Annotated in this window: 18 protein-coding genes; 6 read left to right on the forward strand and 12 right to left on the reverse strand. The window is 61.9% G+C overall.

Going from position 1 to position 23,973, the window contains the following annotated elements:
* Positions 1 to 139: 139 nt before the first annotated feature.
* Complete coding sequence (locus ACYQ12_RS13530) at positions 140 to 3,424, reverse strand: transglutaminase family protein (RefSeq protein ID WP_459872689.1); 3,285 nt, start codon at positions 3,422 to 3,424, stop codon at positions 140 to 142.
* 209 nt (positions 3,425 to 3,633) lie between these two features.
* Between ACYQ12_RS13530 and ACYQ12_RS13535 the strand changes: the two genes are divergently transcribed.
* The gene (locus ACYQ12_RS13535; RefSeq protein WP_459872691.1) at positions 3,634 to 5,088 is read left to right on the forward strand and encodes a circularly permuted type 2 ATP-grasp protein; all 1,455 of its coding nucleotides are present in this window, start codon (positions 3,634 to 3,636) and stop codon (positions 5,086 to 5,088) included.
* 4 nt (positions 5,089 to 5,092) lie between these two features.
* Positions 5,093 to 6,088, forward strand: coding sequence for an alpha-E domain-containing protein (locus ACYQ12_RS13540; RefSeq protein ID WP_459872693.1), 996 nt, complete (start codon positions 5,093 to 5,095; stop codon positions 6,086 to 6,088).
* A gap of 79 nt (positions 6,089 to 6,167) precedes the next feature.
* Here the strand turns inward: ACYQ12_RS13540 and ACYQ12_RS13545 are convergent, their stop codons facing one another.
* From ACYQ12_RS13545 to ACYQ12_RS13555, 3 genes are all read right to left on the reverse strand, one after another.
* Positions 6,168 to 7,229, reverse strand: coding sequence for a zinc-binding metallopeptidase family protein (locus ACYQ12_RS13545; RefSeq protein ID WP_459872695.1), 1,062 nt, complete (start codon positions 7,227 to 7,229; stop codon positions 6,168 to 6,170).
* A gap of 204 nt (positions 7,230 to 7,433) precedes the next feature.
* Positions 7,434 to 8,237 (reverse strand): SHOCT domain-containing protein, encoded by an 804-nt coding sequence (locus ACYQ12_RS13550; protein ID WP_459872697.1) that lies wholly within the window; start codon positions 8,235 to 8,237, stop codon positions 7,434 to 7,436.
* Positions 8,238 to 8,377: 140 nt separating this feature from the next.
* Positions 8,378 to 8,890, reverse strand: coding sequence for a ferritin-like domain-containing protein (locus tag ACYQ12_RS13555; protein ID WP_459872699.1), 513 nt, complete (start codon positions 8,888 to 8,890; stop codon positions 8,378 to 8,380).
* A gap of 516 nt (positions 8,891 to 9,406) precedes the next feature.
* On the opposite strand from ACYQ12_RS13555, the gene ACYQ12_RS13560 reads away from it, so the two are divergent.
* Positions 9,407 to 10,879 (forward strand): catalase, encoded by a 1,473-nt coding sequence (locus tag ACYQ12_RS13560; RefSeq protein WP_459872701.1) that lies wholly within the window; start codon positions 9,407 to 9,409, stop codon positions 10,877 to 10,879.
* Positions 10,880 to 11,881: 1,002 nt separating this feature from the next.
* Here the strand turns inward: ACYQ12_RS13560 and ACYQ12_RS13565 are convergent.
* The 6 genes from ACYQ12_RS13565 to lgt form a co-directional block, all read right to left on the reverse strand.
* Entirely contained in the window at positions 11,882 to 12,019 is a 138-nt protein-coding gene (locus ACYQ12_RS13565) for a hypothetical protein (RefSeq protein ID WP_459872703.1), read from the reverse strand.
* 426 nt (positions 12,020 to 12,445) lie between these two features.
* Positions 12,446 to 13,594 (reverse strand): porin, encoded by a 1,149-nt coding sequence (locus ACYQ12_RS13570; RefSeq protein ID WP_459872705.1) that lies wholly within the window; start codon positions 13,592 to 13,594, stop codon positions 12,446 to 12,448.
* Positions 13,595 to 14,070: 476 nt separating this feature from the next.
* The gene (locus tag ACYQ12_RS13575) at positions 14,071 to 14,832 is read right to left on the reverse strand and encodes a ProQ/FINO family protein (protein ID WP_459872707.1); all 762 of its coding nucleotides are present in this window, start codon (positions 14,830 to 14,832) and stop codon (positions 14,071 to 14,073) included.
* A gap of 56 nt (positions 14,833 to 14,888) precedes the next feature.
* The gene (locus ACYQ12_RS13580) at positions 14,889 to 15,467 is read right to left on the reverse strand and encodes a dihydrofolate reductase (RefSeq protein WP_459872709.1); all 579 of its coding nucleotides are present in this window, start codon (positions 15,465 to 15,467) and stop codon (positions 14,889 to 14,891) included.
* Positions 15,464 to 16,258, reverse strand: a complete 795-nt coding sequence (locus ACYQ12_RS13585; RefSeq protein ID WP_459872711.1) for a thymidylate synthase — start codon at positions 16,256 to 16,258, stop codon at positions 15,464 to 15,466. Before ACYQ12_RS13585 ends, ACYQ12_RS13580 begins: the two co-directional genes overlap by 4 nt.
* Positions 16,259 to 16,317: 59 nt before the next feature.
* Positions 16,318 to 17,121 carry a prolipoprotein diacylglyceryl transferase gene (gene lgt / locus ACYQ12_RS13590; RefSeq protein ID WP_459872713.1) on the reverse strand — a complete coding sequence of 268 codons (804 nt, stop codon included), beginning with the start codon at positions 17,119 to 17,121 and terminating at the stop codon, positions 16,318 to 16,320.
* A 212-nt stretch (positions 17,122 to 17,333) separates the two neighbouring features.
* Here lgt and ACYQ12_RS13595 point away from each other — a divergent pair, with 212 nt between their 5' ends.
* Positions 17,334 to 18,098, forward strand: coding sequence for an NRDE family protein (locus ACYQ12_RS13595; RefSeq protein ID WP_459872715.1), 765 nt, complete (start codon positions 17,334 to 17,336; stop codon positions 18,096 to 18,098).
* Between the two features lie 45 nt (positions 18,099 to 18,143).
* Here the strand turns inward: ACYQ12_RS13595 and ptsP are convergent, their stop codons facing one another.
* Positions 18,144 to 20,405 carry a phosphoenolpyruvate--protein phosphotransferase gene (gene ptsP / locus ACYQ12_RS13600; RefSeq protein ID WP_459872717.1) on the reverse strand — a complete coding sequence of 754 codons (2,262 nt, stop codon included), beginning with the start codon at positions 20,403 to 20,405 and terminating at the stop codon, positions 18,144 to 18,146.
* A gap of 84 nt (positions 20,406 to 20,489) precedes the next feature.
* Positions 20,490 to 20,984: an RNA pyrophosphohydrolase gene (locus tag ACYQ12_RS13605; protein WP_459872719.1), complete on the reverse strand. Its 495-nt coding sequence runs from the start codon at positions 20,982 to 20,984 to the stop codon at positions 20,490 to 20,492.
* A 212-nt stretch (positions 20,985 to 21,196) separates the two neighbouring features.
* Here ACYQ12_RS13605 and ACYQ12_RS13610 point away from each other — a divergent pair, with 212 nt between their 5' ends.
* Entirely contained in the window at positions 21,197 to 21,853 is a 657-nt protein-coding gene (locus ACYQ12_RS13610; RefSeq protein ID WP_459872721.1) for a histidinol-phosphatase, read from the forward strand.
* Between the two features lie 527 nt (positions 21,854 to 22,380).
* Positions 22,381 to 23,874, forward strand: a complete 1,494-nt coding sequence (gene mqo / locus ACYQ12_RS13615; protein ID WP_459872723.1) for a malate dehydrogenase (quinone) — start codon at positions 22,381 to 22,383, stop codon at positions 23,872 to 23,874.
* Positions 23,875 to 23,973 lie beyond the last annotated feature (99 nt).

The following is a 23,973-nucleotide window of genomic DNA, read 5'->3' on the forward strand; positions in this document are numbered from 1 at the left end:
CCACCGAAAGTCGACCGGGACGCGCAGCGCGGCTACGCATCCCGGTCCTTTAGACTCAGTTCCGACCACGATACACGGCAGGCCCGTTCAGGGAAGGTTCGAACACCGTCTGTTCGCCCGGCTACCTTGACGCTTCATGTCAGACTGGACGTCGCAGATCCAGGGTCAGCGGCAATTCCAGGCTTGGTGCTTCCGGCGGTACCGCAACCTGCCCCTGAGTATGGCCATGGGCCCAGAAGCGCGCCAGACGACGCGCTTCCGCCTCGTTGGCATTGACCGGGAAGGTGTCGTAATGGTGTCCCGCCGGGTGCGCCACGTGATAGGTACATCCGCCCAGCGAGCGCTGATTCCAGGTATCGACGATATCGAATACCAGCGGCGCATGAACCGGAATGTAGGGATGCAGCGCGGACGGCGGCTGCCAGGCCCTATAGCGCACGCCGGCCACTGCCTCGCCGCCCCGACCGGTGGCGGCGAGCGGTACCCGGCGGCCATTGCAGGTCACCACGAAGCGATCGCCGCTCATGCCGTTGACCTTGACCTGCAGCCGCTCCATCGAAGAGTCGACGTAACGCGCCGTGCCGCCGCCGACATTCTCCTCCCCCAGCACATGCCAGGGCTCGATGGCCTGACGCAGCTCGAGCTGCACATCGCGATAGGCAACCCGCCCGTGCACCGGGAAGCGGAACTCGACAAACGGCGCGAACCATTCTAACGCGAAATCGAAACCGTGCTCACGCAGATCGTCAACCACATCGGCCAGATCGGCCCAGAGATAGTGCGGCAACAGCCAGCGGTCGTGCAGCGCGGTGCCCCAGCGCACCAGCTTGCCGCGGTAAGGCTTTTCCCAGCAGCGTGCCACCAGTGCGCGGATCAACAGCATCTGGATCAGGCTCATGCGGGCATGAGGCGGCATCTCGAAGGCACGCAGCTCGAGCAGCCCCAGCCGGCCCGTATCGCTGTCCGGTGGATAGAGCCTGTCGATGCAGAACTCGGCGCGATGGGTGTTGCCGGTGATGTCGGTGAGCAGATGCCGTAATAGCTGATCGATCAGCCACGGCTGGGGCACCTCACCCTCCGGGATCTGGGAGAGCGCGATCTCCAGCTCGTAGAGCGACTCATGACGCGCCTCGTCGACACGCGGCGCCTGACTGGCCGGCCCCAGAAACAGCCCGGCGAACAGATACGACAGGCTGGGGTGATGCTGCCAGTAGGTCAGCAGGCTGCCCAGTAGGTCCGGGCGGCGCAGAAACGGCGAATCCATCGGCGTCGCCCCGCCCAGGGTCACGTGATTGCCGCCTCCGGTACCGGTGTGACGACCGTCGAGCATGAACTTTTCGGTCGCGAGCCGGGCCTGACGCGCTTCCTCGTAAAGGACCGTGGTGTGGTCGACCAGCGCTGGCCAGCTCTCCGCCGGCATGATATTGACTTCGATCACGCCGAGGCCGGGAGTGATCATGAACGTCTGCAGGCGCGGATCGGCGGGCGGCGGGTAGCCCTCCACCACCACCGGCGTGGTCAGTTCAGCGGCGGTGTCCTCGACGCTGGCCACCAGATCGAGATAGTGCTCGAGACGGGTCAGCGGAGGCAGGAACACATGCAGGCGACCGTCACGCGGCTCGACGCACAGGCTGGTGTGAACGGGAGCGTCGCCTCCAGCATCAGCATGTGGCGGTTCCCGCCGTTCCTGGCCGGGCGCCTCGTGATGGTCCGCGCCACGCTCTTTCGGCCCCATGCGGAACTCGAACAGCGACCGGGGGTGTGCCGTGTCGGGACGCTCGTGCCAGGGCAGCGCGGCCAATGGCAGACGCAACCCCATGGGCGAGTCGCCGGGAATCAGGTAGAGCTGATCGCGCCTGAGCGGCCATGCGCCGCTCTGCCAAGCAGGCTTGCGCGACGGGGAGGCATGCTCTTGGGGCAGCGAGTGGCGCAGCGGCAGCACAAAGCCGGCGATCTCGCCCAAGCCACGCTCAAGCAGTTGCCCCAGCCGGCGGCGCTCCTCATCGTCGTCGAGATCGTACTGGCGCGGGTCGACATTGACCGGCAACGTGCGTTCGCGCCACAGGTAATAGCCGGCGTCCTCGTAGCCGGGAATCAACCGCTCGGCGCTCACCCCCAGGCGCCGGGTCAGCGCCTCGGCAAAGCGCCGTGCGTCGTCGACCCCAAACTCGCCTCTCTGACAGCCGTCGGCAAGCAGCGCGGCGTCGCGCCATAGCGGCACCCCATCCTTGCGCCAGTAGCAGGCCAGCGCCCAACGCGGCAGTGGCTCACCGGGATACCCCTTGCCCTGATGCATATGCAGTAACCCGCCCGGCGCGAAACGTCGGCGCAGCCGCTTGAGCAGATCGCCGGCCAAGACACGCTTGGTCGGCCCCATGGCGGCGGTCGTCCACTCCTCCCCTTCCACGTCATCGACCGACACGAAGGTCGGCTCGCCCCCCAGGGTCAGGCGCACGTCGCCAGCCTCCAGCCGGGCATCGACCTGCTGGCCCAGCGCCATGATGCGTTCCCACTGTGCCTCACTGTAGGGGCGCGTCACCCGAGGATCCTCGTGGATGCGCATCACACGCATGGCAACGTCGAACGCCACCTCGCATTCACCGGTGAATCCGCTGATCGGCGCTGCACTGGTGGGCTCCGGCGTCGCCGCCAGCGGAATGTGGCCCTCGCCAGCCAGGAGACCGGATGTCGGGTCCAGCCCGATCCAGCCACCGCCGGGAATGAACACTTCGGCCCAGGCGTGCAGATCGGTGAAATCCACCTCGGTGCCCGACGGACCATCGAGCGCCTTGAGGTCGGAAGCGAGCTGCACCAGATAGCCCGACACGAAACGTGCTGCGAGGCCCAGGTGGCGCAGAATCTGCACCAGGAGCCAGGCACTGTCGCGACACGAGCCGCAGGCCTTCTCCAGGGTATGCTCGCAACTCTGGATACCCGGCTCCATGCGCACCTGGTAACCGATGTCCTGCTGCAGACGCTGATTGAGTTCGACCAGAAAGCCCACCGCCGGCTGCGCTTCACGGCTGACCCGGCTGAGCCAGTCATTCAGCAGGGGTCCCTCTTCACGTATTTCGAGATAGGGGGCGAGTTCCTTCTGCAATGTTTCCGGATAAGCGAAGGGAAAGTTGTCGGCATACTCATCGAGGAAGAAGTCGAACGGGTTGACCACCGTCATCGGCGCAATCAGTTCGACGCTGACCGTCAACTCGGTGAGCTGTTCGGGAAACACCACCCGAGCGATGAAGTTGCCGAACGGATCCTGCTGCCAGTGGAGGAAATGCTCACCGCTGATATCGAGAGAATAGGCCTCGATCGGCGTGCGGCAATGCGGCGCCGGCCGTAGCCGGACCAAGTGTGGAGACAGGCTGACCGGGCGATCGAACCGGTAGTGAGTGCGGTGTTGCAGGGCAACGCGAATCGTCATTGCGAACTCCACGGCGGCATGCCGGCTGACAGCGATCATGTGCTTCACTATCAGCCGGACCCGCACTCAGCACAATGACTGAATTCAACGGCACCTACCTGTCAGGCGGGCCGAAACTGGTATAGCCTGCTGGTATAAGAGCAATAACGAGCACGCTTGGCGGACTGCAAGCTAGCGGCCCGACCGGCCGTATCAGGCGAGGAATGCCGATGAGTCACATCGACTGGAAGACCTACGATAGCAAGGGTTTCTACGACGAACTGCTGGAAGCCCCCGGCCGACCTCGACAGGCTTCCCAGCAACTCTGCGACATCCTGGCCAGCTTCGATCCCCACGAACTGGCCGAGCGCAAGGCCGCGGCGGAAATCGCCATTCGCACCATGGGCATTACCTTCACGGTCTATTCCGAAGGCAGCATGATCGACCGCGCCTGGCCCTTCGACATCGTGCCGCGCATCATTCCCGCCGCCGAATGGCGCCATGCCGAGGCAGGCCTCAAGCAACGCGTCGAGGCGCTCAATCTGTTCATCGACGATCTCTACCACGACCAGCGCATCGTCAAGGACGGCATATTGCCCGCCGAGGTGCTGGCCCAGTCGGTGAACTTCCGTCCCCAATGCATCGGCATCGACCCGCCCCACCGGGTCTGGGCGCACATCTGCGGCTCGGATCTGGTGCGCGACGGCGACGGCACGCTGTATGTGCTCGAGGATAACCTGCGCGTTCCCTCGGGCGTGTCGTACATGCTCGAAAACCGTAACGTCACCAAGCGCATACTGCCGGAAGTCTTCGCCACCGGACGCATCCTCCCGGTCGACGACTACACCGCTCAGCTCTACGACATGCTGGCCAGCCTGTCGCCGCGGCCTCATGACGAACCGCAGGTGGTGGTGCTGACGCCCGGCATCTACAACTCGGCCTACTACGAACACGCCTACCTTGCCCAACAGATGGGGGTGGAACTGGTGCAGGGGTCCGACCTGGTGGTCGACGACGATGACGTCGTCTACATGCGCACCGTCGAGGGCCTGACGCGGGTCGACGTGATCTACCGGCGCATCGACGATCTGTTTCTCGATCCCGAGGCGTTCGATCCCGAGTCCATGCTCGGCGTACCCGGCCTGCTACGTGCCTGGCGTGCGGGCAAGGTGGCGCTAGCCAACGCCCCGGGGGCAGGCGTGGCCGACGACAAGGTCGTCTACGCCTTTGTGCCCAAGATCATCGAATACTATCTCGATCAGGAACCGATCCTGCCCAACGTGCCCAGTTATCTCTGCATGTTCGAGGACGATCGCCGTTACGTGCTCGAGCATCTCGACGAACTGGTGGTCAAGCCGGCCAACGAATCGGGCGGCTACGGCATGCTGATCGGCCCGCGGGCCACACCCGCCGAGCGTGCCGAATTCGCCGAGCGCATCCAGGCCAACCCGCGCAACTACATGGCCCAACCGACTCTGGCGCTGTCCACGGCGCCGACGTTGTGCGACAGCACTGCCGAAGCTCGCCACGTCGATCTGAGACCCTTCATTTTATCGGGCACTGACATCCAGGTGACCACCGGCGGGCTGACCCGGGTCGCACTGGTCAAGGATTCGCTGGTGGTGAACTCTTCGCAAGGCGGAGGCAGCAAGGACACCTGGATCGTGGACACGGACGAGGAGTGACGCCATGCTGTCGAGAGTCGCCGAAAATCTCTACTGGATGGCGCGCTACATCGAGCGGGCCGAAGATACCGCCCGTCTGGTCAGCGTCAACAGCCACCTGCTGCTGGATCTGCCACATCACACCGCGCTGGGCTGGTCGACGCTGATCGATATCACCGGCAGCGAAGCGCTTTTCGACCAACGCTTCGAACGCCGCAACGAAAAGAACGTGCTGCAGTTCCTCTGCGTCGAGCGCGACAATCCCGGCTCGATCCTGTCATCGCTGGCCGGCGCTCGTGAGAACCTGCGCACTACCCGGGATGTGGTGTCGCGGGAAATCTGGGAGCAGATCAACGAACTCTACCTGGAGGTGCGAGACCAGGGCGAGAGCGGCCTGACCCCGCGGCGCCGTGACGCCTTCCTCAAGCGCGTGATCCGCGGCTGCCAGACCGTGACCGGGCTGATCGAGGGCACACTGAGCTTCACCTCGGCACGCTGTTTCATCGACCTGGGCCGCCATCTTGAGCGCGCCGACATGACCACCCGCATTCTCGACGTGCGCTCGGGCAATCTACTGCCCAAGGACCCCGAAGAACTGCGCCCGTTCGAGAATCTGCAATGGATGAGCGTGCTCAAGTCGCTGACCGCCTACCAGATGTACCGACAGCAAATCCGGCTACGCGTGCGCGGTCCCGACGTACTGCGCTTTTTGCTGCAGGACCAGCATTTCCCGCGTGCCGTGGCGCGCAGCCTCGAGGCCTTCTCCTGGGAACTGCAATCGCTGCCACGCCACGATCGCGCACTGGCGGCCGCGGCCCTGGTACGTGCCGACGTACTCGAGGCCGACGTGCAATCGCTGGCGCGTTCACCCGACGACCTGCACGCCTTCATAGACGAGCTGCAGATCGGCTTCAACAACCTCCACGAAGCCATCGCCGCGGCCTACTTCGCCCGTCTCGAGGACGCCCCTCACGCTATGCGCCAGTCGCAGAGCCATGACGACGAGGAGCCTGACGACTAGGGTCTGTTGACGTTTTCCTCATGGGCCGCGATGCCGGCCCGTTGGGCCCAGAACAGGGCGCAAGAAGCGGCAGCAGGCCCTAGGGTGTGTTCTCGACGAGCGGAGACCTTACCAGCCAATGGACGTAGCCGAGCTTGTGGCGAATCGCCGGCGTGATCACCTCCGGCATCAGATCGGTCAAACCCATGTCGCGGTTGAGCTCGTTGACCCCGAGCCCGACCTGATGAAAGGCGGCCAGCAGCGAATCCAGGCTATCGTCGTGCTCGACGCGCGACAGCCCCAGATGGTGCGCCGTGTCGAGTACCGAAACGATATCGAGGTAAAAAGCGAAGGTTTCGGCAAAGTCCTCCCAGGGGTGCATGGTGGCGTAGGCGGAGACGAAGTTATCGGGCCAGTCGGCTGGCGGCCCCTGGTCGTAGTAGCGCTCGAGCGCTTCGGCGTAGGTGGGGTTGTCGTGATCGCCGAAGACCTGACGGCTGCTCTCCTCGTCCCGCCCCTTGACCAGCAGCTCCCAGTAGTAGTGCCCGATCTCGTGGCGGAAATGGCCGATCAACGTGCGATGGGACTCGTTCATGTCGACACGCAGTCGTTCGCGCTCGACGTCATCGGCCTCCTTGACGTTGATGGTGATAAGCCCCTCGGCGTGACCGGTATAGACCTTCTGGGTTCCGGCGGTATTCCGCCACAGCCCCTTATCGGGCATGGCATCGGCCATGAACGAGAAGGACAACGGAGGTGCGAAGCCCTCCGCAGCGGTACCATGCGGCAGCCCCAGCAGGTCGAGGGTATAGATCAGTCTCCGTTTGGCGGCTTCCAGCGCCGCCCAGCGTTCCAGATGGCCGGGAATCGAGAGATCGGGAATCACCTTATTGTACCGGCAGCAGTCGCATAGCCCTTCCGCTTTACCGTGGGCATCGACTTCGACCATGCGATTGCACACCTGATATTCGCGATAGTTGAGACATTTCAGTAGTGTCGCTCCGCAACCGGCATGCATACAACGGTAACCGCCCTCATACAGCGGCTCGAGAGCCGAAATACAGGTACACTCCGGACACCAGCCCACTTCCCGTCCGCAGTTGAGACACTGGCTGTTGTCATAGAACAACCGGCTGCCACAGACACATTCATAAGTTCTCATGACATGATTCCTAAGTTCTGTCTTAAAAATCGGCGAGCGATACTCAGGCAAGGCAAAAATTAGCGATAAAGCGGAGTTTACGCAGTGTAAATGAGCTTTTTGAGCTGATTTTTAACGCTGCCTGAATGAGCGCAGGCATTTTTCATACAGAGCGTAGGGCCTGTTGGCGCTCGATATATCCTGCCCGGATCGAACAGCCCGACATCATAACCTTCCCAGCAGCTCGGCCTTCTTCGCTGCGAACTCCTCGTCGCTCAGAATACCCTTGGCCCTGAGATCGCCGAGGCGCTCGATGGCGCTGAAAATGCTCTCCTCCAGCTGGTTGCTGTCGGAAGGCGTGCTACCGGGGGAGCGGGCAGGTTGCGGTACCGGCTGGTCATTGCGACATACCACCGGCAGGCTGGCCAGATCCACGTTGCCGTATTGGCTGGAGAAGGTGATCGAACCGCCCGCACCCTGCTGCTGGGAAAAGCCGCCGATACGATGATCCAGCGTGTCGTAGATCCACACCTTGCCGTCGGTCTGTACGGCGAGTCTGCGGGCATCGCCGAAGTAGGCATAGCACACGTCGTTCTGAGCGCCCGTGGCATTCGGCACGCCCAGCTCGGCGGGCCACCATTGACTGCCGGAGCCGGACGCGAAAAGGCTGGAATGCCCGGCGACTGCGCTCTCGCTCTGCGGCTGGCCCGCGCTGCTCTGGTTTTGGCTTTGGCTCTGGAAACCGCCGCTACGCAACAGTCCCGGCTGGCTGGCGAAAATATCGGCAATCTCGTGACACACGGCATCGACACGCTCCTTCAGAGCGTGGTTGAACATGTCGCTCAGCATCAGCATGCCACCTCGCATCCACTGTCCGGAGCCGCCGAATTCGGGATGGGAAAACTGCGCCATGCCACCATTGCCGTTGAATACGGCAAACATCATGTGCGTGACCGCGTCTACACTGAAACCGTGACGCCGGGCGAGATCCTCGGCGATGGCCTGTCCTTGGGGGGTGAGTCGTTGCATGACGAAGGCTCCGTATTCGACCTCCCTAGTCTAGCCGAGAAATAGCCATCCAAGGCCCCAGCAGCATTTCGCCCCGATGACCGGGGCGAAATGCGTTCAGCACGAGACGTTATTCGATTCTAGCCGCTGCTTGGCCTCTATCAGCGCTTGGCGGTGACGCCTTCGGCTTCCTCGCGCTTGAGATAGAGATGCACGGTCTCAGGCAGGTGCTGCGCAAGCCATGCCGCCATGGCTTCTTCTTCCTTGAGAATGCCCTCGCAGATCCGCTTGGTTTCCTGATCGCCCGCTTCTTCCGCTGCTGCGATCAAGGCCTTGTAGGAGGCCATCTCAAAATGCTCGAAGGCATAGCTGGCGATGCCCCCCTTGACGATTTCATCATCGGCGGCCGAGCCGCTCATGGCCTGTCCGAAGGCCGCCACCTTGCCTCCCATGTCCTTCATGCCGGAAGGGCTGGCATCATGACGAGCGATACAGCTTTCGATGAGCTCGGCTTGATGCACCGTTTCCTCGATATGCTGCTCGATGCGCTGCTTGAGGTCAGGATAGTGTTCGATACGGCTGGCCTGGCCCTTCAACATTTTTTCAGCTTGCTGCTCCATGGCATGAGCATCACGCAGCCACTCCACCAGTCTTTTCTCAGCAACTGTCGCCATCATTCACTCCTTAGCTATTGTCTCGGGGGACTCCGGGCAGATGAAGGCAGTCCATGAATCACTATTTACTGCACTGAACTGCTCACTCATACCGCCGCCAAGAATCCGTTCAAAGAAATGCTGCATATTCAGAGTGTCGGCCTTTGATTTGTAAGCCGATAACAGGCGAGTAATGGCATAGGAGGCGTATCCTTACGCCCTTAACTCCCTCCTCTGGTATTGCTCAGTTCAGTCAACGGTGGAGTTTTTATCAAGTAAGCCTGTGTACAGAAATGTTATGCATCGCGCCCCCTTCCACCAGCCTCCTTCCCTGCCATTACTCACCTCCTGCCTCCCCGTTGCGTCTCTGCGAGCCGCCTACCGCCTCATGCCTCCCCGTTGCGTATCTGCGAGCCGCCTATCGCCTCATGCCTATCATCTGAATAGCTAAAGGTGATTGTAACTAAAAACCCAATAGCCATAACCTAACAGCCAAGCGGAACGAAACCGTGGTTATCAGATCAGAGGATAATGTCCATGACCGACCGTAAGACACTGACGACTTCAGCCGGCGCCCCGATCGCCGACAATCAGAACAGCCTCAGCGCCGGACCACGTGGGCCGTTGCTTCTGGAAGATTATCAGCTGATCGAGAAGCTCACGCACCAGAACCGCGAACGCATTCCCGAACGCGCCGTTCATGCCAAGGGCTGGGGAGCGCATGGGACCTTTACCGTCACCCAGGACATCACTCGCTATACACGTGCCAAGCTGTTCTCCGAAGTCGGCAAGCAGACCCCCGTGCTGGCACGCTTCTCCACCGTGGCCGGGGAAGCGGGTGCTGCCGATGCCGAGCGTGACGTGCGCGGCTTCTCGCTGAAGTTCTACACCGAGGAGGGCAATTGGGACATCGTCGGCAACAACACGCCGGTATTCTTCGTGCGCGATCCGTACAAGTTCCCCGATTTCATCCATACCCAGAAGCGCCATCCGCGCACCAACCTGCGCTCCTCTACCGCGATGTGGGATTTCTGGTCGCTGTCACCGGAGTCGCTGCATCAGATCACCATTCTGATGTCGGATCGCGGCCTGCCGCAGACCGTGCGCCACATGAACGGCTATGGCTCGCACACTTACTCGCTGATCAACGACGCCGGCGAGCGGGTCTGGGTCAAGTTCCACTTCAAGTCGCTGCAGGGCCACCGCCACTGGACCAACGAGGAAGCCGCCGAGGTCGTCGGCCGGACTCGGGAATCCACCCAGGAGGATCTCTACTCCAGCATCGACAAGGGCGACTACCCCAAGTGGCGCTTCTGCATTCAGGTGATGACCGAAGACCAGGCCCGTCAGGTGCCCTACAACCCATTCGACCTTACCAAGGTCTGGCCGCATGCTGACTTCCCGTTGATCGAGGTCGGCATCCTGGAACTGAACCGTAACCCCGAGAACTATTTCGCCGAGGTCGAACAGGCCGCCTTCAGTCCGTCGAACAAGATTCCGGGAGTCGGTTTCTCGCCCGACAAGATGCTCCAGGCGCGCGTCTTTTCCTATGCCGACGCCCACCGCTATCGCCTGGGCACGCATTACGAGGCCCTGCCGGTCAATCAGCCGAAATGTCCGGTGCATCATTACCACAAGGATGGTCCGATGCGCTTCTTCACCAACAACCCGGATCCGGACGCCTATTACGAGCCCAACTCCTTCGGTGGCCCGGTAGAGCGCCCCGATGTCGCCGAACCGCCGTTGCCGCTGGAGGGCGACGCGAGCCGCTACGACCATCGCGAAGGCAACGATGATTACAGTCAGCCCCGCGCCCTGTTCACGCTGTTCGATGCAGGTCAGCGTGAGCGCCTGTTCTCGAACATCGCCGCCGCGATGGAAGGTGCTCCGCACTTCATCATCGAACGACAGCTTGCCCACTTCGACCAGGTTCATCCGGACTATGGCCAAGGCGTACGTGCCGCACTGAAGCGCAACGTGAAGGAGACGCTGCAGGAAGGCCTCGCCTGATTCTAAACCGAGCCGCAAAACATCGCCCGCGTCCATGACGCGGGCGATTTCGTTGCATGGCGGCCATGGACGACAAACCCCCTTGCAGAAAGACTCTCAGATCGAATCCTGCGTGACTCCGACAATGACTGACGGCTTCTGAGCTGGCGGATAACGCTCAGCAGCCACACACTGGCGAAGCATTTTTGAACGGTTATTTAATAACGCCAATGAATGCAAAAATGCACCATTACCAAACCGCGAATAATAATTAGGCTAATGAAGGGTTGCGTAACGCCTGATCCGGTGCCATTGTTACTGCCGAGCGAAGCAGAACAGCAGCGCTCGGCCAGCGCCTCAGGATGAGCGCGCACGGGAACGGCCAGGAAGGCCAGCGCGACCGGTACCTCCCAGGGAAGGGAATGGACATGTAGGAGGCATACGGTACCGGTCGCGGTGTTCTCAAGGAAGAAAGCCGGCATGGATTCGCTGGTTCGTCTTTACCCCAGGATGGGGAAGTCTTTCGGATGAAAGGCTCGCGCCGAGGATCGGCACGAAGACGCTCCCCGAAGACGACCGATGGTTGTCACCTTGGCCCGCCTCCGGGCCTGTTCAGGGAAGAAGCGCGAAGGCACCCGCGCACTTGGCCATGGAAGGCCTACGCTCTGTTGTGAAGTATCGGACAGGCTTCGATGGAGCGGCGAACAGCGACATGCCGATAAGAATCAGCCATCGCGAATCCGCATGGCGCCCAAGGAAGGGATAAAAAAAGGCAATGATGACACTGCCCCTAGAACTGCAATGCGACGTCTGTCTGGGCCAGCTCTTTCGCGTCCCCCAACAAACGACATCGCAACAGGACATCTATTGCGCTGATTGCGGTACCTTTATCTGCAAGGCTACCGCACTCGAAGCGCGCATGGCGGCCTACTTTACACGAAAAAGCCAAGCCGGCAGCCCACCACGCCCCCAGACGAGCCGGTCTGGCGAGTCGAGCGCCATCGCCATAAACCTTCAGCAGGCTCAACCTGACGCACCGACAGGTGGCAATGCCACCGGTGGTCCGCTGCGCTCGCGGGCATATCGCTTTTCTTCTTCCCAGATGACAGAAAGCGCCTCAAGACCGGGACGGTGGCAATAGCGCCAGGAGCCGTTTTTCATGGATCGTCTCCGGCTCTTCCAAGACAGCCTCTGCCAAGACAGATCCCAAGCCCGATTAGACTAAGAAATCCGCACGCCAAACACGATGCAGCCGACCGGGAAACACTGCCTCACTCGCAGTGACTCAGGCTGCCTGGATCAAAAACCCTGCGTTGGCCCGCCATACTTCTGGCGGGCATTTTTTTTGCATGGCCGATGATGCACAACCGCCGATGGCGAAGGCGTCCTCGCCTGGACCGGAACCTTGACCGGAACCTTGCAAAGCAAAGCTGGGAAGCCTCAGGCAAATAGCGAGAATTAGAGGCTTGGAACTACAAGGCACCGGGAACTGAAATCCCATGCCTAAACGAAAAAGCCGGCCCAAGGGCCGGCTTCTATCTCTTTTCATGCTGCGATCAGGAGGCGATCGCCTGGAGCATCACACGCTTAGAAAGCGTAGACGGCACCCACGGCAACACCGTCACCTTCATCGCTATCGCGATCGTACCAGGCACCTTCGATGAAGGTGTACATGGCCGGAGAGATGTTGTAGGTCGCACCCAGCACGACTTCGTTACGATTGTCGTCGTCGTCGTAGTCGCTGCGCGTGGGGTTGTTGTTCAGGCTCCAGTCGCCGATATCGCCGCCTACGTCAACGTACTGGTAAGCACCGTAGATATCGCCGTAGCCGTAGCCGTAACGGGCACCCAGCGCGTAGCGGTTTTCATCAGGCAGGTCGCTCTTGGAATCGTAACGCTCGTACTTCAGCGCAACGCGCAGAGTTTCCATGGTGTACTGGAAAGTCACACCGTACTGATTGCCAGCGTCGAACTCTTCGCCGGTCTCGATCACGGTGTTACCAGTCACGTCGCCGTCGTAGTTGTCGAGGTTGTCGTAAACCGCTGCGACGGAGAAGGCACCGGTGGTGTACTTCACACCGCCATAGAAGGAAGCGTTACCGGAGCTATCAACGTTTTCATAGTGCATTTTGCCATCACTATCGAAACCGCCTTCAGCATCGCCCTTGTACTGGCTACCTACAGCGAACTGGAAGCCACTGAAGAGCGGAGACAGGTACTGCAGCTTGTCGCCTTCGCGGTCAACACTATTCTGCGTGTTGTAACCATCGTCCCCAGCAACTGGGCTATCGGTGAGATCGAAGAATTCGTTGTTGGAGATCGGATCCTCGACCCAGTCGTCGATCAGCGCATCCCAGGAACCCAGGCGAACGTCACCGAAGTTGCCCTGCAGACCCAGGTAGGACTGGTCACCGCGGTTGATACCGCCGTTGCTCTTCTCTTCGTCGGCGTTGTGCTCCCACTCGGCCTTGAAGTAGCCGGTCAGGCCTGGGTTGATCACGTGCTGACCGGAAATGCCGATAGTGGAACCGTTATCGAAGACCTCGTCCTGAGTTTCGATACCAGCTACGTTACCATTCTGATCGTATTCAGCGCTCTTGATGGACTTGTAGGCAATCTGGATGTTGCCGTAGATGTCGAGCTGAGTGCCGTCCTGGTTGTAGACAGTCGCAGCCTGTGCAGCGGCAGAAGCGCCCAGGGCACCAGCAATAGCAGTCGCTAACAGCGTCTTTTTCATCGCGATAAGTTCCTTAACTAGCTTACTGTTCTGTTCGATCGTGTCTGCAGATGCAGTCGGCTCTCGACTCGCATGACGGCCTTTCTTCCTACAACACCGGCTGCCAAGTACAAAAGCCTTATAATTATCCAATGCTCGCCCAGCAACCTTATACCGGTCCCAGCGGGAACGCAACAAGAAAAAAACACTGTTTTCATATTCCGTTCCTGACCCTTTATTCCACCCCGGCGGCTGGGCAAGCCCGTTGAGGTCGGGAGCCGACGATAGATCATCCAAATGACATTTCGATGAATTCACGGCAGGCGCATCTTCACGGCCGTGACAGTGGACGGCAAATGACGATTTTCAACGGCAAGCCTTACGGCAAGTCAGAATTCCTACCTACCTACCTACCGCAAGAGCCGTAAGGAGTGGGTGGATACAGCCTGGTCCGCCGACCAGGGCATGACGAACAGCAGCCGTGACGCCCTGGCGTCTCAATGCCCATGCTTGGCGAGCAGTTCGCTCAGCTTGCGATCGAGACGCTGCTCCGATTTCTTGCGCTCGCGCTCCTGCTGCTGCTGCTGCAGGGACTCCAGTTGCTTACGCGCATGGAGCGCCTCCTCCTCGCTGACCACACCGGCATCGGCCCCATCGAGATCCACCCGCACGGCGCCGGCACGCACCGCCTTCAGATAACGGGGCAGATGCACGTAGCACGCCAACGTGCGGCGTACCAGCTTCTCCGGCCAGGGCTCACGTTCGGCAAGCTCAAGGTGAATCCCGGTTTTGAGCGGCTTCGTATGCCCCTTGAAGAAGGTCTTCGGGTAGCGCTGATACCATTGCTTCAGCAGCGCCTGAGGGGCAGGCGCGTCACGGCCCGCATCATGGCGCTGTGCTGCCGGCTCGGAAGACGACGGCGGGGCCGCCCCGGCAGCAGCGGATATTGGCTGCCGGGCCATGGCATCGTGCCGCGCATCCGCCTCCGAGTTAGCCGGCATGCTCTCCGAGGTCTGCTCGAGTGGCGCGGGCTCCGCCACCGCCGCGCCCTGCTCTGCCGGGTCCGACGGCACGGCCGAGGCGGATTCGGCGCCGCGGGTCATGTTCATCTGAGCGGAAAGCGCCGCGAGTTCCTTGCGCAGGGCAAGGTTCTCCGCTTCCAGTGCCTGCGCCCTGGCGCGTGCCGCATCCAGTTGGGCCAGGCTGGCCTCTGCCCGTTTCTCCAGTGCATCCAGCAGTGTTCTGGCACGTTCCGACATCAGGGCTCGGTCTCCATGAGCGTCAAGGCAAGACGGTTTGCGTTTCTTGATGCTTCCTAGTCTGTGTCAGCTTCGCCGGGCTGGCAACTCTCGTCGGCGTCGCTGCGGCGCTCGTAGCGCACGAAATGGTAGACAGGGCGCCCTTCGCCGCCCTGTCCCGGCACACGCTGAGCCTCCACCCACTCCCCGCGCGGGATTTCCGGAAAATAGGCATCTCCCTCGATATCGACATCCACTTCGGTGAGATAGAGTCGCGTGGCGCTGGGCAGAGCCTGGTCGAATATCTGTCCACCGCCGATGACGCTGATCTCCTCGGCGCCATCGATGATCGCCTGCTGGTCGGCCAGCTCCAGAGCGCTGGGCAGATCATGACAGACGCGCACCCCCTCGTGAGCGAACGCCGGGTCCCGTGTCACCACGATATTCAGCCGCCCCGGCAGCGGCCTGCCGATGGAGGCGAAGGTCTTGCGCCCCATGACCAGCGGCTTGCCCATGGTCACGGACTTGAAGAACTTGAGATCCTCGGGCAGATACCAGGGCAACTGGTTATCGATACCGATGACGCGATTACGCGACAACGCCGCCACCAGAGCGACCGGCACCAGGGTCTCGATGCAATTCTCGCGCATGCTCATACCGCCACCTCCGCCTTGATATGGGGATGCGGATCATAGCCATCGATGGCGATATCCTCGAAGCGGAACGCAAACAGATCCTTGATTTCCGGATTGAGCACCAGCCGAGGCCTGGGTCGCGGCTCACGCGTCAGCTGCAGTTCGGCCTGCTCGAGATGATTGAGATAGAGATGCGCATCGCCCAGCGTATGGATGAATTCACCGGGCAGCAGATCGCAGACCTGCGCCACCATGTGTGTCAGCAGAGCATAGCTGGCGATGTTGAACGGCACGCCGAGGAAGATATCGGCGCTGCGCTGGTAGAGCTGGCAGGAGAGCCGCCCCTCGGCCACGTAGAACTGGAACAGCGCGTGACAGGGAGGCAGCGCCATCTCATCTACCAGCGCCGGGTTCCAGGCCGAAACGATCAGGCGCCGGGAATCCGGGTTGCGGCGAATCTGCTCGACCACATTGGCGATCTGATCGACATGGCCACCGTCCGGGTGCGGCCAACTGCGCCACTGATAGCCGTAGACCGGCCCCAGCTCTCCGTTTTCGTCGGCCCACTCGTCCCAGATGCGCACGCCATGCTCCTGGAGGTAGGCGATGTTGGTATCCCCGCGCAGAAACCACAGCAGTTCATGAATGATCGAGCGCAGATGAAGTTTCTTGGTGGTCACGAGGGGAAACCCCTCGGCCAGATCGAAACGCATCTGATGGCCGAAGACACTGCGGGTTCCGACACCGGTTCGGTCCGATTTTTCGGTGCCGGATTCAAGCACCCGGCGCATCAGGTCAAGGTAGGGCTGCATGGCAAGGCCTGTCAGAATGAATGAAACATGTTGCGAAGCCGTTCGCGAACGTGACGAATTCAGGTAGCGGAAGCGGTGCGTGCATCATCGACCGGCTGGCGACGCGACCAGGCCATCAGAGCCAGCCCGGCAAGCACCATGGGCAGACTCAACAGTTGTCCCATGGTCAGCCAACCGAAAGCGATGAAGCCAAGCTGGGGATCGGGCAGGCGCACGAACTCCACGCAGAAGCGGAACGAGCCGTAGAGCACCAGGAAAAGGCCGGACACCATGCCGCGCCGGCGCGGGCGGCTCGAGAACCACCACAGGACGGCGAACATGACCACCCCTTCCAGCGCGAACTCGTAGAGTGGCGAGGGATGGCGCGGCTGCGGCCCCATGCCGGGATAGACCATCGCCCAGGGCAGGTCGCTGATGCGCCCCGGCAATTCCTGATTGATGAAATTGCCGATGCGCCCCGCCCCCAGACCGATGGGCACCAGTGGAGCGATGAAATCGGTGAGCTGAAAGAAGGCCAGGCCGTGCTTGCGGGCGAACAGCAGGGCCGCAATCAGCACGCCCACCAGGCCGCCATGGAAGCTCATGCCGCCATCCCAGACCTGGAATAGCCACAGCGGATTGTCCAGCAAGCGATCGAAGCCATAGAACAGCACGTAACCGAGACGTCCTCCCAGTACCACGCCCAAGGCACCGTAGAACAGCATGTCGCCGATATCGTCTTGCGTCAGCCCTATCCGGTCAGCACGCCGGCGTCCCAGCCACCAGGCCCCGAGGAAGCCGACCACGTACATCAGACCGTACCAGTGGACCTTGAGCGGCCCGAGAGCCACCGCGACGGGATCGAACTGGGGGTACGTCAACATGCCTTCTCCTTAACTGCTTCCTGGCATCAGAGCCAACGGCCATGCCGCTATGAGACGACACCAAGCCAGAGGCATCGGGTACCGTCAGCGGCGCTGCGCCGAGTTTACGCGTTCGCCGTAGGGCTTGCCATCGCGGAACACTGGCCGCCTCGGCGTGCAGGCGCTAGGCTGAGCGTCCGTTAAGTCCCATATCGATTACCAGGCGAACCTGCATGTGTCTGATCGTTTTTGACTGGCGCCCCGGGAGTGCAGTGCCGCTCCGCCTGGCCGCCAACCGTGACGAGGTCCACGCTCGGCCCAGCCAGGCATTGAACACCTGGCAGGATGCTCCGCATATTCTCGGCGGGCGGGATCTCCGCGCCGGTGGAACCTGGCTGGCGGCGTCCCGACAGAAGCGCCTCGTGGCCGTGACCAATGTCCGTGCCCCGCAGCACCCGGCGCCGGAGGCCGGCCCAAGCCGCGGAGCGCTGGTGCACGAGGCGCTGGAGTGTGCGTCGCTGGAAGGCTGGCTCCACGACCTGCAACGGGAAGATGCCCACGCCTATGCCGGATTCAACCTGCTGGCATGTGACGGCATGCGGATGTGGCATCTGCACCATGGCCCGACGGCTACCACGCTCACCGAAATCCCCGCCGGTGTACATGGCCTGTCCAACGCGACACTGGATACGCCTTGGCCGAAGCTGACGCGGGCGTGCCGCGAATTCCATCAGGCGCTGGCCGCTCCCGACTGGACACGGCGGAGCTGGGAACTGATGCATGACACCTGGTGCCCCGCCGACGAGCAACTCCCCGAGACCGGCGTAAGCCGGGACATGGAGCGCTTCCTGTCACCTATCTTCATCGTGGGTGAAACCTACGGAACACGCGCCACCACGCTGGTGGAGTGGCAGGCCGACGGGACACTGACACTGCAGGAGCGCCGCTTCGGGCCCCACGGCCAGCCGCTGGGGCATGAAGTGATCGCTCAAGCTTGAACGCACCAGCCCGCACCGGCGCCCTGCCGATTTTTCAGACAGAACCTAGTCCCGTGGCGGCAGCAGGTGGGCAAGCTGCCACTCTTCCAGGCGCTGGCGCAGATGACCACGAATCGCCGAGGTGGTCGGTAGTGCCAACGTTTCCCTGACCAGATTCTGGGCACTGGCCAGAGGCACCCGGCGTATCGCGGCACGTACCCGTGGCAGGCTCGGGGCGTTCATCGACAGCGCATCGAAGCCCATGCCCATCAGCAGCAAGGCTCCGGCCGGATCACCGGCCAGTTCGCCGCATACCGAGGTGGTGATCTTCAGCCGCGCCGACTCATCGGCCAGGCGCGCCAGTGCCGTCAATACCGCCGGATGGCAGGCATCGTACAGGCTTGCCACCCGCGGATTGTTGCGATCCACCGCCAGCAGGTACTGGGTCAGGTCGTTACTGCCCACCGAGAAGAAATCGATACGCGACGCCAGCAATTCCAGCTGGTACAGCGCCGCTGGCACCTCGATCATCACCCCGATCTTGGGCCGCACCAGTTCCAGGCCGTCATCGCTGAGCTCCTTGCGGGCTCGTTCGATCAAGCGCAGAGCGGCATCGACCTCCTCCACGCCGGAGATCATCGGCAGCAGGATGCCCAGATTGTCCAGGTCCTGGGAGGCCCGCAGCATGGCGCGCAACTGCACCATCAGCACCTCGGGATGATCCAGCGTGACCCGAATGCCGCGCCAGCCGAGAAAGGGATTCGCCTCATTGATGGGGAAATAGGGCAAGTCCTTGTCGCCGCCGATATCGAGCGTGCGCATGATCACCGGCAGCGGCGCGAAACTGGCCAACTGATCGCGATACATGCGCGTCTGCTCCTGCTCACTGGGGAAGCGCTCGTTCATCATGAACGGCACCTCCGTACGATACAGGCCGACCCCGCTGATCCGCGGCTTGAGCGATGCGACGGCATCCACAGCCAGCCCGGTATTGACCATCAGTGGCATGACATGCCCATCGGGCGTCTCGCTGGGCAGATGCTGCTCGTGTTCGAGCACCTCGGCCAGCGCCTGCTCCTCGGCGATCAGGCTCCGGTAATGGCTTTCCAACTCCTTGGTAGGCCGCACGAACAGGCGTCCGCGATGGCCATCCAGCACGACCCGTGTGCCGTTGAGGCGCGGCAGCGGCAGGTCGACCATGCCCAGGATGGTGGGGATGCCCATCGCCCGGGCCAGTATCGCCACGTGCGAGGTGCTGGACCCCTTTACCGACACCAGCCCCGCCAGCTTTTCGCGAGGCACCTCGCCCAGCATCGCGGCACTGATCTCGTCACCTACCAGAATCGTGTGATCGGGAAAGGTCTCGGGCGTCTGCGGATTGTCCTCCTGCAGATAGGAAAGTACGCGTCGCCCCAGATCGCGGACGTCCGCGGCCCGCTCGCGCAGATAATTATCGTCGACGCGCTCGAGATACTGAACATGGCGACGTACCACGTCGGCCAGCGCACCAGGGGCCCACTGACCTTCGCGGATGCGCTTCTCGACTTCCTGCCCCAGGGCGGCATCTGCCAGCATCTGCTGGTAGACATCGAACAGCGCCACTTCCTGCACCGAGATGCGACTTGCCAGCCGCGCCCCAGCCTTCTGGATCTGATGGCGCACCCGCTCAATCGCCTCTCGCAACCGTGCGATCTCGAATTCGATATCCGTGGGGATCAGATCCGGCACGCTGTCCAGATCGGCGGGCGGCGCAATGACTACCGCCTCGCCGATGACCATGCCCGGAGAGGCGGGAATCCCGGCGAACACTGCCTGCCCTTCGGGATGGGCCCGGCGTGTCAGCGTCCCGGTCGCCAGCGCGTGAGCCAGCACGCCTGCAAGCTGCGCCGCCATGGTCACCAGAAACGCTTCATCCCCCTCATCGAAGCGCCGCTTGTCCTGCTGCTGCACGACCAGCACGCCGAGCATGCGACGCTGGTGAATGATCGGCACGCCCAGAAAGCTGGAGAAGCGCTCTTCGCCGGTTTCAGCGAAATAGCGGAATTGGGGATGCGCGGGAGCATCCTCCAGATTGAGAGGCTCCTCACGCTCGCCGACGAGGCCTACCAGGCCCTCGCCCAGTTGCAGCGTGACATGGCCGACGGCCTGCGTATGCAGGCCGATGGTATCCATCAGCACCAGTCGTTCCCGCTCGGAATCGTACAGGTAGACGGAGCAGACATCGGTATGCATCGCCTTGCGGATGCGACGCACCATGGTGGCCAGCGCGGCCTCCAGGCTACGTGCTCCGTTAACCTCCTGGACAATGCGGCGGAGGGTATCGAGCATGGGCATTCTTCTTGTAGTCGTGACTCACGTCATACGACAGATGAACGGATAACAAGCCAGTGACCCTGGCCAGCCCGGGCAGGGCTAGCGCAGGTCGTCACCGGCCAACCGGTGCACACGAGGTGCCAGTTCGCGCAACGCGCGACGGTAGACCTCCCGCTTGAAAGGCACAACCTGTCCCAGTGGATACCAGTAACTCACCCAGCGCCAGCCATCGAACTCCGGCTTGGGTGTCGTATCCACACAGATCCGGCTGTCCTGACAGCGAATCTTCAATAGAAACCACTTCTGCTTCTGGCCAATGCAGACCGGCCAGGAGTGCGTTCTAACCATGCGTCGCGGGAGACGATAGCGCAGCCATCCACGGGTACAGGCAAGGACCTCGACATCCTCCGGGGAGAGTCCGATCTCCTCCTTGAGTTCCCGGTACAGGGCCTGTTGCGGTGTTTCGTGCGCCTTGATACCTCCTTGTGGAAATTGCCAAGCATTCTGTCCCACCCGACGCGCCCAGAGCAGCTGGCCATGAGGGTTGGCAATGATGATGCCAACGTTCGGCCGAAAGCCGTCAGCGTCGATCACGGACGTCACCTTATAGAACCATGTTGCGTCCATTCTTCCATAAAGCCGGAAAGCCCTTCAATAAGCGAAAAGGCGGCATTTTACGACGCTCACTCAGTGGGCAACCCTCGCCGGTTCTGCAATAATTTTCGCGCTTCGACAGGCGTTTTGCTGCCTGCCTGGCGTACCTCATCGAATAACCGACACAATACGCATACGCAAGGGGAACATTCTTGAGTCTGGCCATCTTCGATCTCGACAACACATTGCTGTCCTGCGACAGCGACCACGCCTGGGGAGAGTTCCTCATCGAACAGGGTGCGGTCGATCCGGTAACGTACCGCGAAGCCAACGAAGGGTTTCTGCGCGACTACCGGAACGGCACGCTGGATATCCAGGCCTACCTGGCCCTGGCGCTCAAGCCGCTCGCCGACAACTCTTCCGAACAACTGGCCGCCTGGCATCAGCAGTTCATGGCCAGCAAGATCGAGCCGCATATTCTGGTCAAGGCCGAGGAGCTCCTGGCCCGTCATCGGGCGCGTGGCGACACACTGCTGATCATTACCGCCACCAACCGCTTCATCACCGGCCCCATCGCCGAGCGCCTGGGCGTCGAACACCTCATCGCCGTGGAGCCGGAAATGATCGACGGCCGTTATACCAGCAAGGTCCAGGGCACACCGAGCTATCGCGAAGGTAAAGTGACCCGCCTGGAGCAGTGGTTGACTTCGCAGGACATCACGCTCGACGACGCCTGGTTCTACAGCGATTCGCATAACGACATCCCCCTGCTGGAGCGCATCGACAATCCGGTTGCGGTCGACCCGGACGAGATCCTGCGTGATACCGCCCTGGCTCGTGGCTGGCGCATTCTCAGCCTGCGCGAATGAGCCTTGCCAGCCGCCATTATCGGCATGGTCGTGAACGATGAACCTCGGCGCGAGGCCCGGTGTGTCGGCGGGATATGTTAGACTCGAAGGCTTTGACGAGAACCGGCCAGCGTGACGCAAGCGTTGGAAGCACCATGACAACGACACCCCGGGACGGCTATACACCGGCCTTATCCGTATCGCTAAGAGCTAATTGCTGCGGATACGATATATTGGGCCCCGTTTCCGATAACGCTATTCATCATGGCCGCGCATAAGGGCATGCATGCACGAGCTGACTGAAGCCACAATACACGATGCCATCCTGTCGCACCTCGACACTTTCACCCTGGCATCCTCGGCCTATGCCGCACACATCGCTCACGGCATGCGGGCCCCCGGGGCATTTCCCTCCGTGCTTCAGTACAGATCGTCAGATACTCGTAGTCTCCCTTGCAGCAAACATCGATCTCGTCGGCCCGCGATGCCGTTCGCCTGGATGACCGACGCACCCTCTTTGATGATCACATTAACGGTTGGCAAACATTATGGATGAGGCAGTAGACATCGTACTCGTAGGAGCGGGAGTGATGAGCGCAACGCTTGCGACACTCCTTAACGAGCTGGAGCCGGAATCGCGTATCGAGATCATCGAGCGACTCGAGACTCCTGCCAGCGAGAGTTCCTTTGCCTGGAACAATGCCGGTACCGGTCACGCGGGCTTGTGCGAGCTCAACTATACGCCGCAGGCAGCCGATGGCTCGGTGAACATCGACAAGGCCATCCAGATCAACACCATGTTCGAGGAGTCCAAGCAGCTCTGGAGCTACCTGGTGGAACATGGCGACCTCGGCGATCCCGCCCGCTTCGTCCACCCCGTCCCGCACATGAGCTTCGTGCGTGGCGAGCGGGACGTGGAGTTTCTGCGCGCACGCTTCGATGCCATGCGCCAGCACCCCTGCTTCGACGCCATGCTGTACACCGAGGATCCCGACGTCATCACCAAGTGGGCCCCGCTGCTGCTCGACGGCCGCGAAACGGACGAGAAGCTTGCCGCGACCTGGAGCGAAGCCGGCACCGACGTCGATTTCGGAGCGCTGACACGCCAGCTGCTCAAGCGTCTCGAGGCCCTGCCGAATGAACAGGTGAGTGTCAGCACCGGGCAGTCGATCCGTGATCTCGAGCGCACCCGTGACGGACGCTGGTCGCTCAAGGTCGATGTCAACGGCGGCAAGCAGCGTGTGCTGAACGCGCGCTTCGTGTTTCTCGGTGCCGGAGGGGCTTCGTTGCATCTGCTGCAGAAGAGCGGCATTCCCGAGTCCAAGGGCTACGCGGGCTTCCCCGTCAGCGGTCAGTGGCTACGCTGCGACAAGCCCGAGATCGTCTCCCAGCATCACGCCAAGGTCTACAGCAAGGCGGCCATCGGCGCCCCGCCGATGTCGATTCCTCACCTGGACACACGTAACGTCGACGGCACCCCCTCCCTGCTGTTCGGGCCCTTCGCCGGCTTCACCACCAAGTTCCTGAAGACCGGCTCGATCTTCGACCTGGTCAGGTCGGTGCGCTCTTCGAACCTGGCGCCGATGCTGGCGGTGGCCCGCGACAACTTCAGTCTGGTCAAGTACCTTCTCGAACAGGTCCGGTTGTCCCACGGTCAGCGTGTCGAGGAACTGCAAGCCTTCTACCCCAACGCCAAGGCCGACGACTGGCGTCTCGAAGTGGCCGGACAACGCGTCCAGATCATCAAGCAGGATCCCCAGAAGGGCGGCCTGCTGCAGTTCGGCACCGAGATCGTCGCGGCAGGCGACGGCTCCCTCGCCGCCCTGCTGGGCGCCTCCCCCGGCGCTTCGACCGCCACGTCCATCATGTTCGACCTGATGGAGCGCTGCTTTCCCGAGAAGTTCGCCTCCCCTGTCTGGCAGGAACGCCTGCAGCAGATCGTCCCCGCCCGCGCCGGCGAACTGGCCAATGACGGTGCGCTGCTGCGCGAAGTGCGCCACCGCACGCACAAGACGCTCAAGCTGGCCGCGCCTGCCGGCTGAGACCGTCCGTGCCCTTACCCGGACGCCGTCGCCGGGTAAGGGCTGGCGAGCCACTCCGCCCGCAGCATTCGATGAATGGGCATCTTTCAGCTCCGACAG

This window comes from Halomonas shantousis (assembly GCF_054654615.1).

Bases quoted from the DNA above. Each gene is read 5' to 3' on its own strand.
- ACYQ12_RS13530 (WP_459872689.1), bottom strand. From the start codon at position 3,424: ATGACGATTCGCGTTGCCCTGCAACACCGCACTCACTACCGGTTCGAT.
- ACYQ12_RS13535 (WP_459872691.1), top strand. From the start codon at position 3,634: ATGAGTCACATCGACTGGAAGACCTACGATAGCAAGGGTTTCTACGAC.
- ACYQ12_RS13540 (WP_459872693.1), top strand. From the start codon at position 5,093: ATGCTGTCGAGAGTCGCCGAAAATCTCTACTGGATGGCGCGCTACATC.
- ACYQ12_RS13545 (WP_459872695.1), bottom strand. From the start codon at position 7,229: ATGAGAACTTATGAATGTGTCTGTGGCAGCCGGTTGTTCTATGACAAC.
- ACYQ12_RS13550 (WP_459872697.1), bottom strand. From the start codon at position 8,237: ATGCAACGACTCACCCCCCAAGGACAGGCCATCGCCGAGGATCTCGCC.
- ACYQ12_RS13555 (WP_459872699.1), bottom strand. From the start codon at position 8,890: ATGGCGACAGTTGCTGAGAAAAGACTGGTGGAGTGGCTGCGTGATGCT.
- ACYQ12_RS13560 (WP_459872701.1), top strand. From the start codon at position 9,407: ATGACCGACCGTAAGACACTGACGACTTCAGCCGGCGCCCCGATCGCC.
- ACYQ12_RS13565 (WP_459872703.1), bottom strand. From the start codon at position 12,019: ATGAAAAACGGCTCCTGGCGCTATTGCCACCGTCCCGGTCTTGAGGCG.
- ACYQ12_RS13570 (WP_459872705.1), bottom strand. From the start codon at position 13,594: ATGAAAAAGACGCTGTTAGCGACTGCTATTGCTGGTGCCCTGGGCGCT.
- ACYQ12_RS13575 (WP_459872707.1), bottom strand. From the start codon at position 14,832: ATGTCGGAACGTGCCAGAACACTGCTGGATGCACTGGAGAAACGGGCA.
- ACYQ12_RS13580 (WP_459872709.1), bottom strand. From the start codon at position 15,467: ATGAGCATGCGCGAGAATTGCATCGAGACCCTGGTGCCGGTCGCTCTG.
- ACYQ12_RS13585 (WP_459872711.1), bottom strand. From the start codon at position 16,258: ATGCAGCCCTACCTTGACCTGATGCGCCGGGTGCTTGAATCCGGCACC.
- lgt (WP_459872713.1), bottom strand. From the start codon at position 17,121: ATGTTGACGTACCCCCAGTTCGATCCCGTCGCGGTGGCTCTCGGGCCG.
- ACYQ12_RS13595 (WP_459872715.1), top strand. From the start codon at position 17,334: ATGTGTCTGATCGTTTTTGACTGGCGCCCCGGGAGTGCAGTGCCGCTC.
- ptsP (WP_459872717.1), bottom strand. From the start codon at position 20,405: ATGCTCGATACCCTCCGCCGCATTGTCCAGGAGGTTAACGGAGCACGT.
- mqo (WP_459872723.1), top strand. From the start codon at position 22,381: ATGGATGAGGCAGTAGACATCGTACTCGTAGGAGCGGGAGTGATGAGC.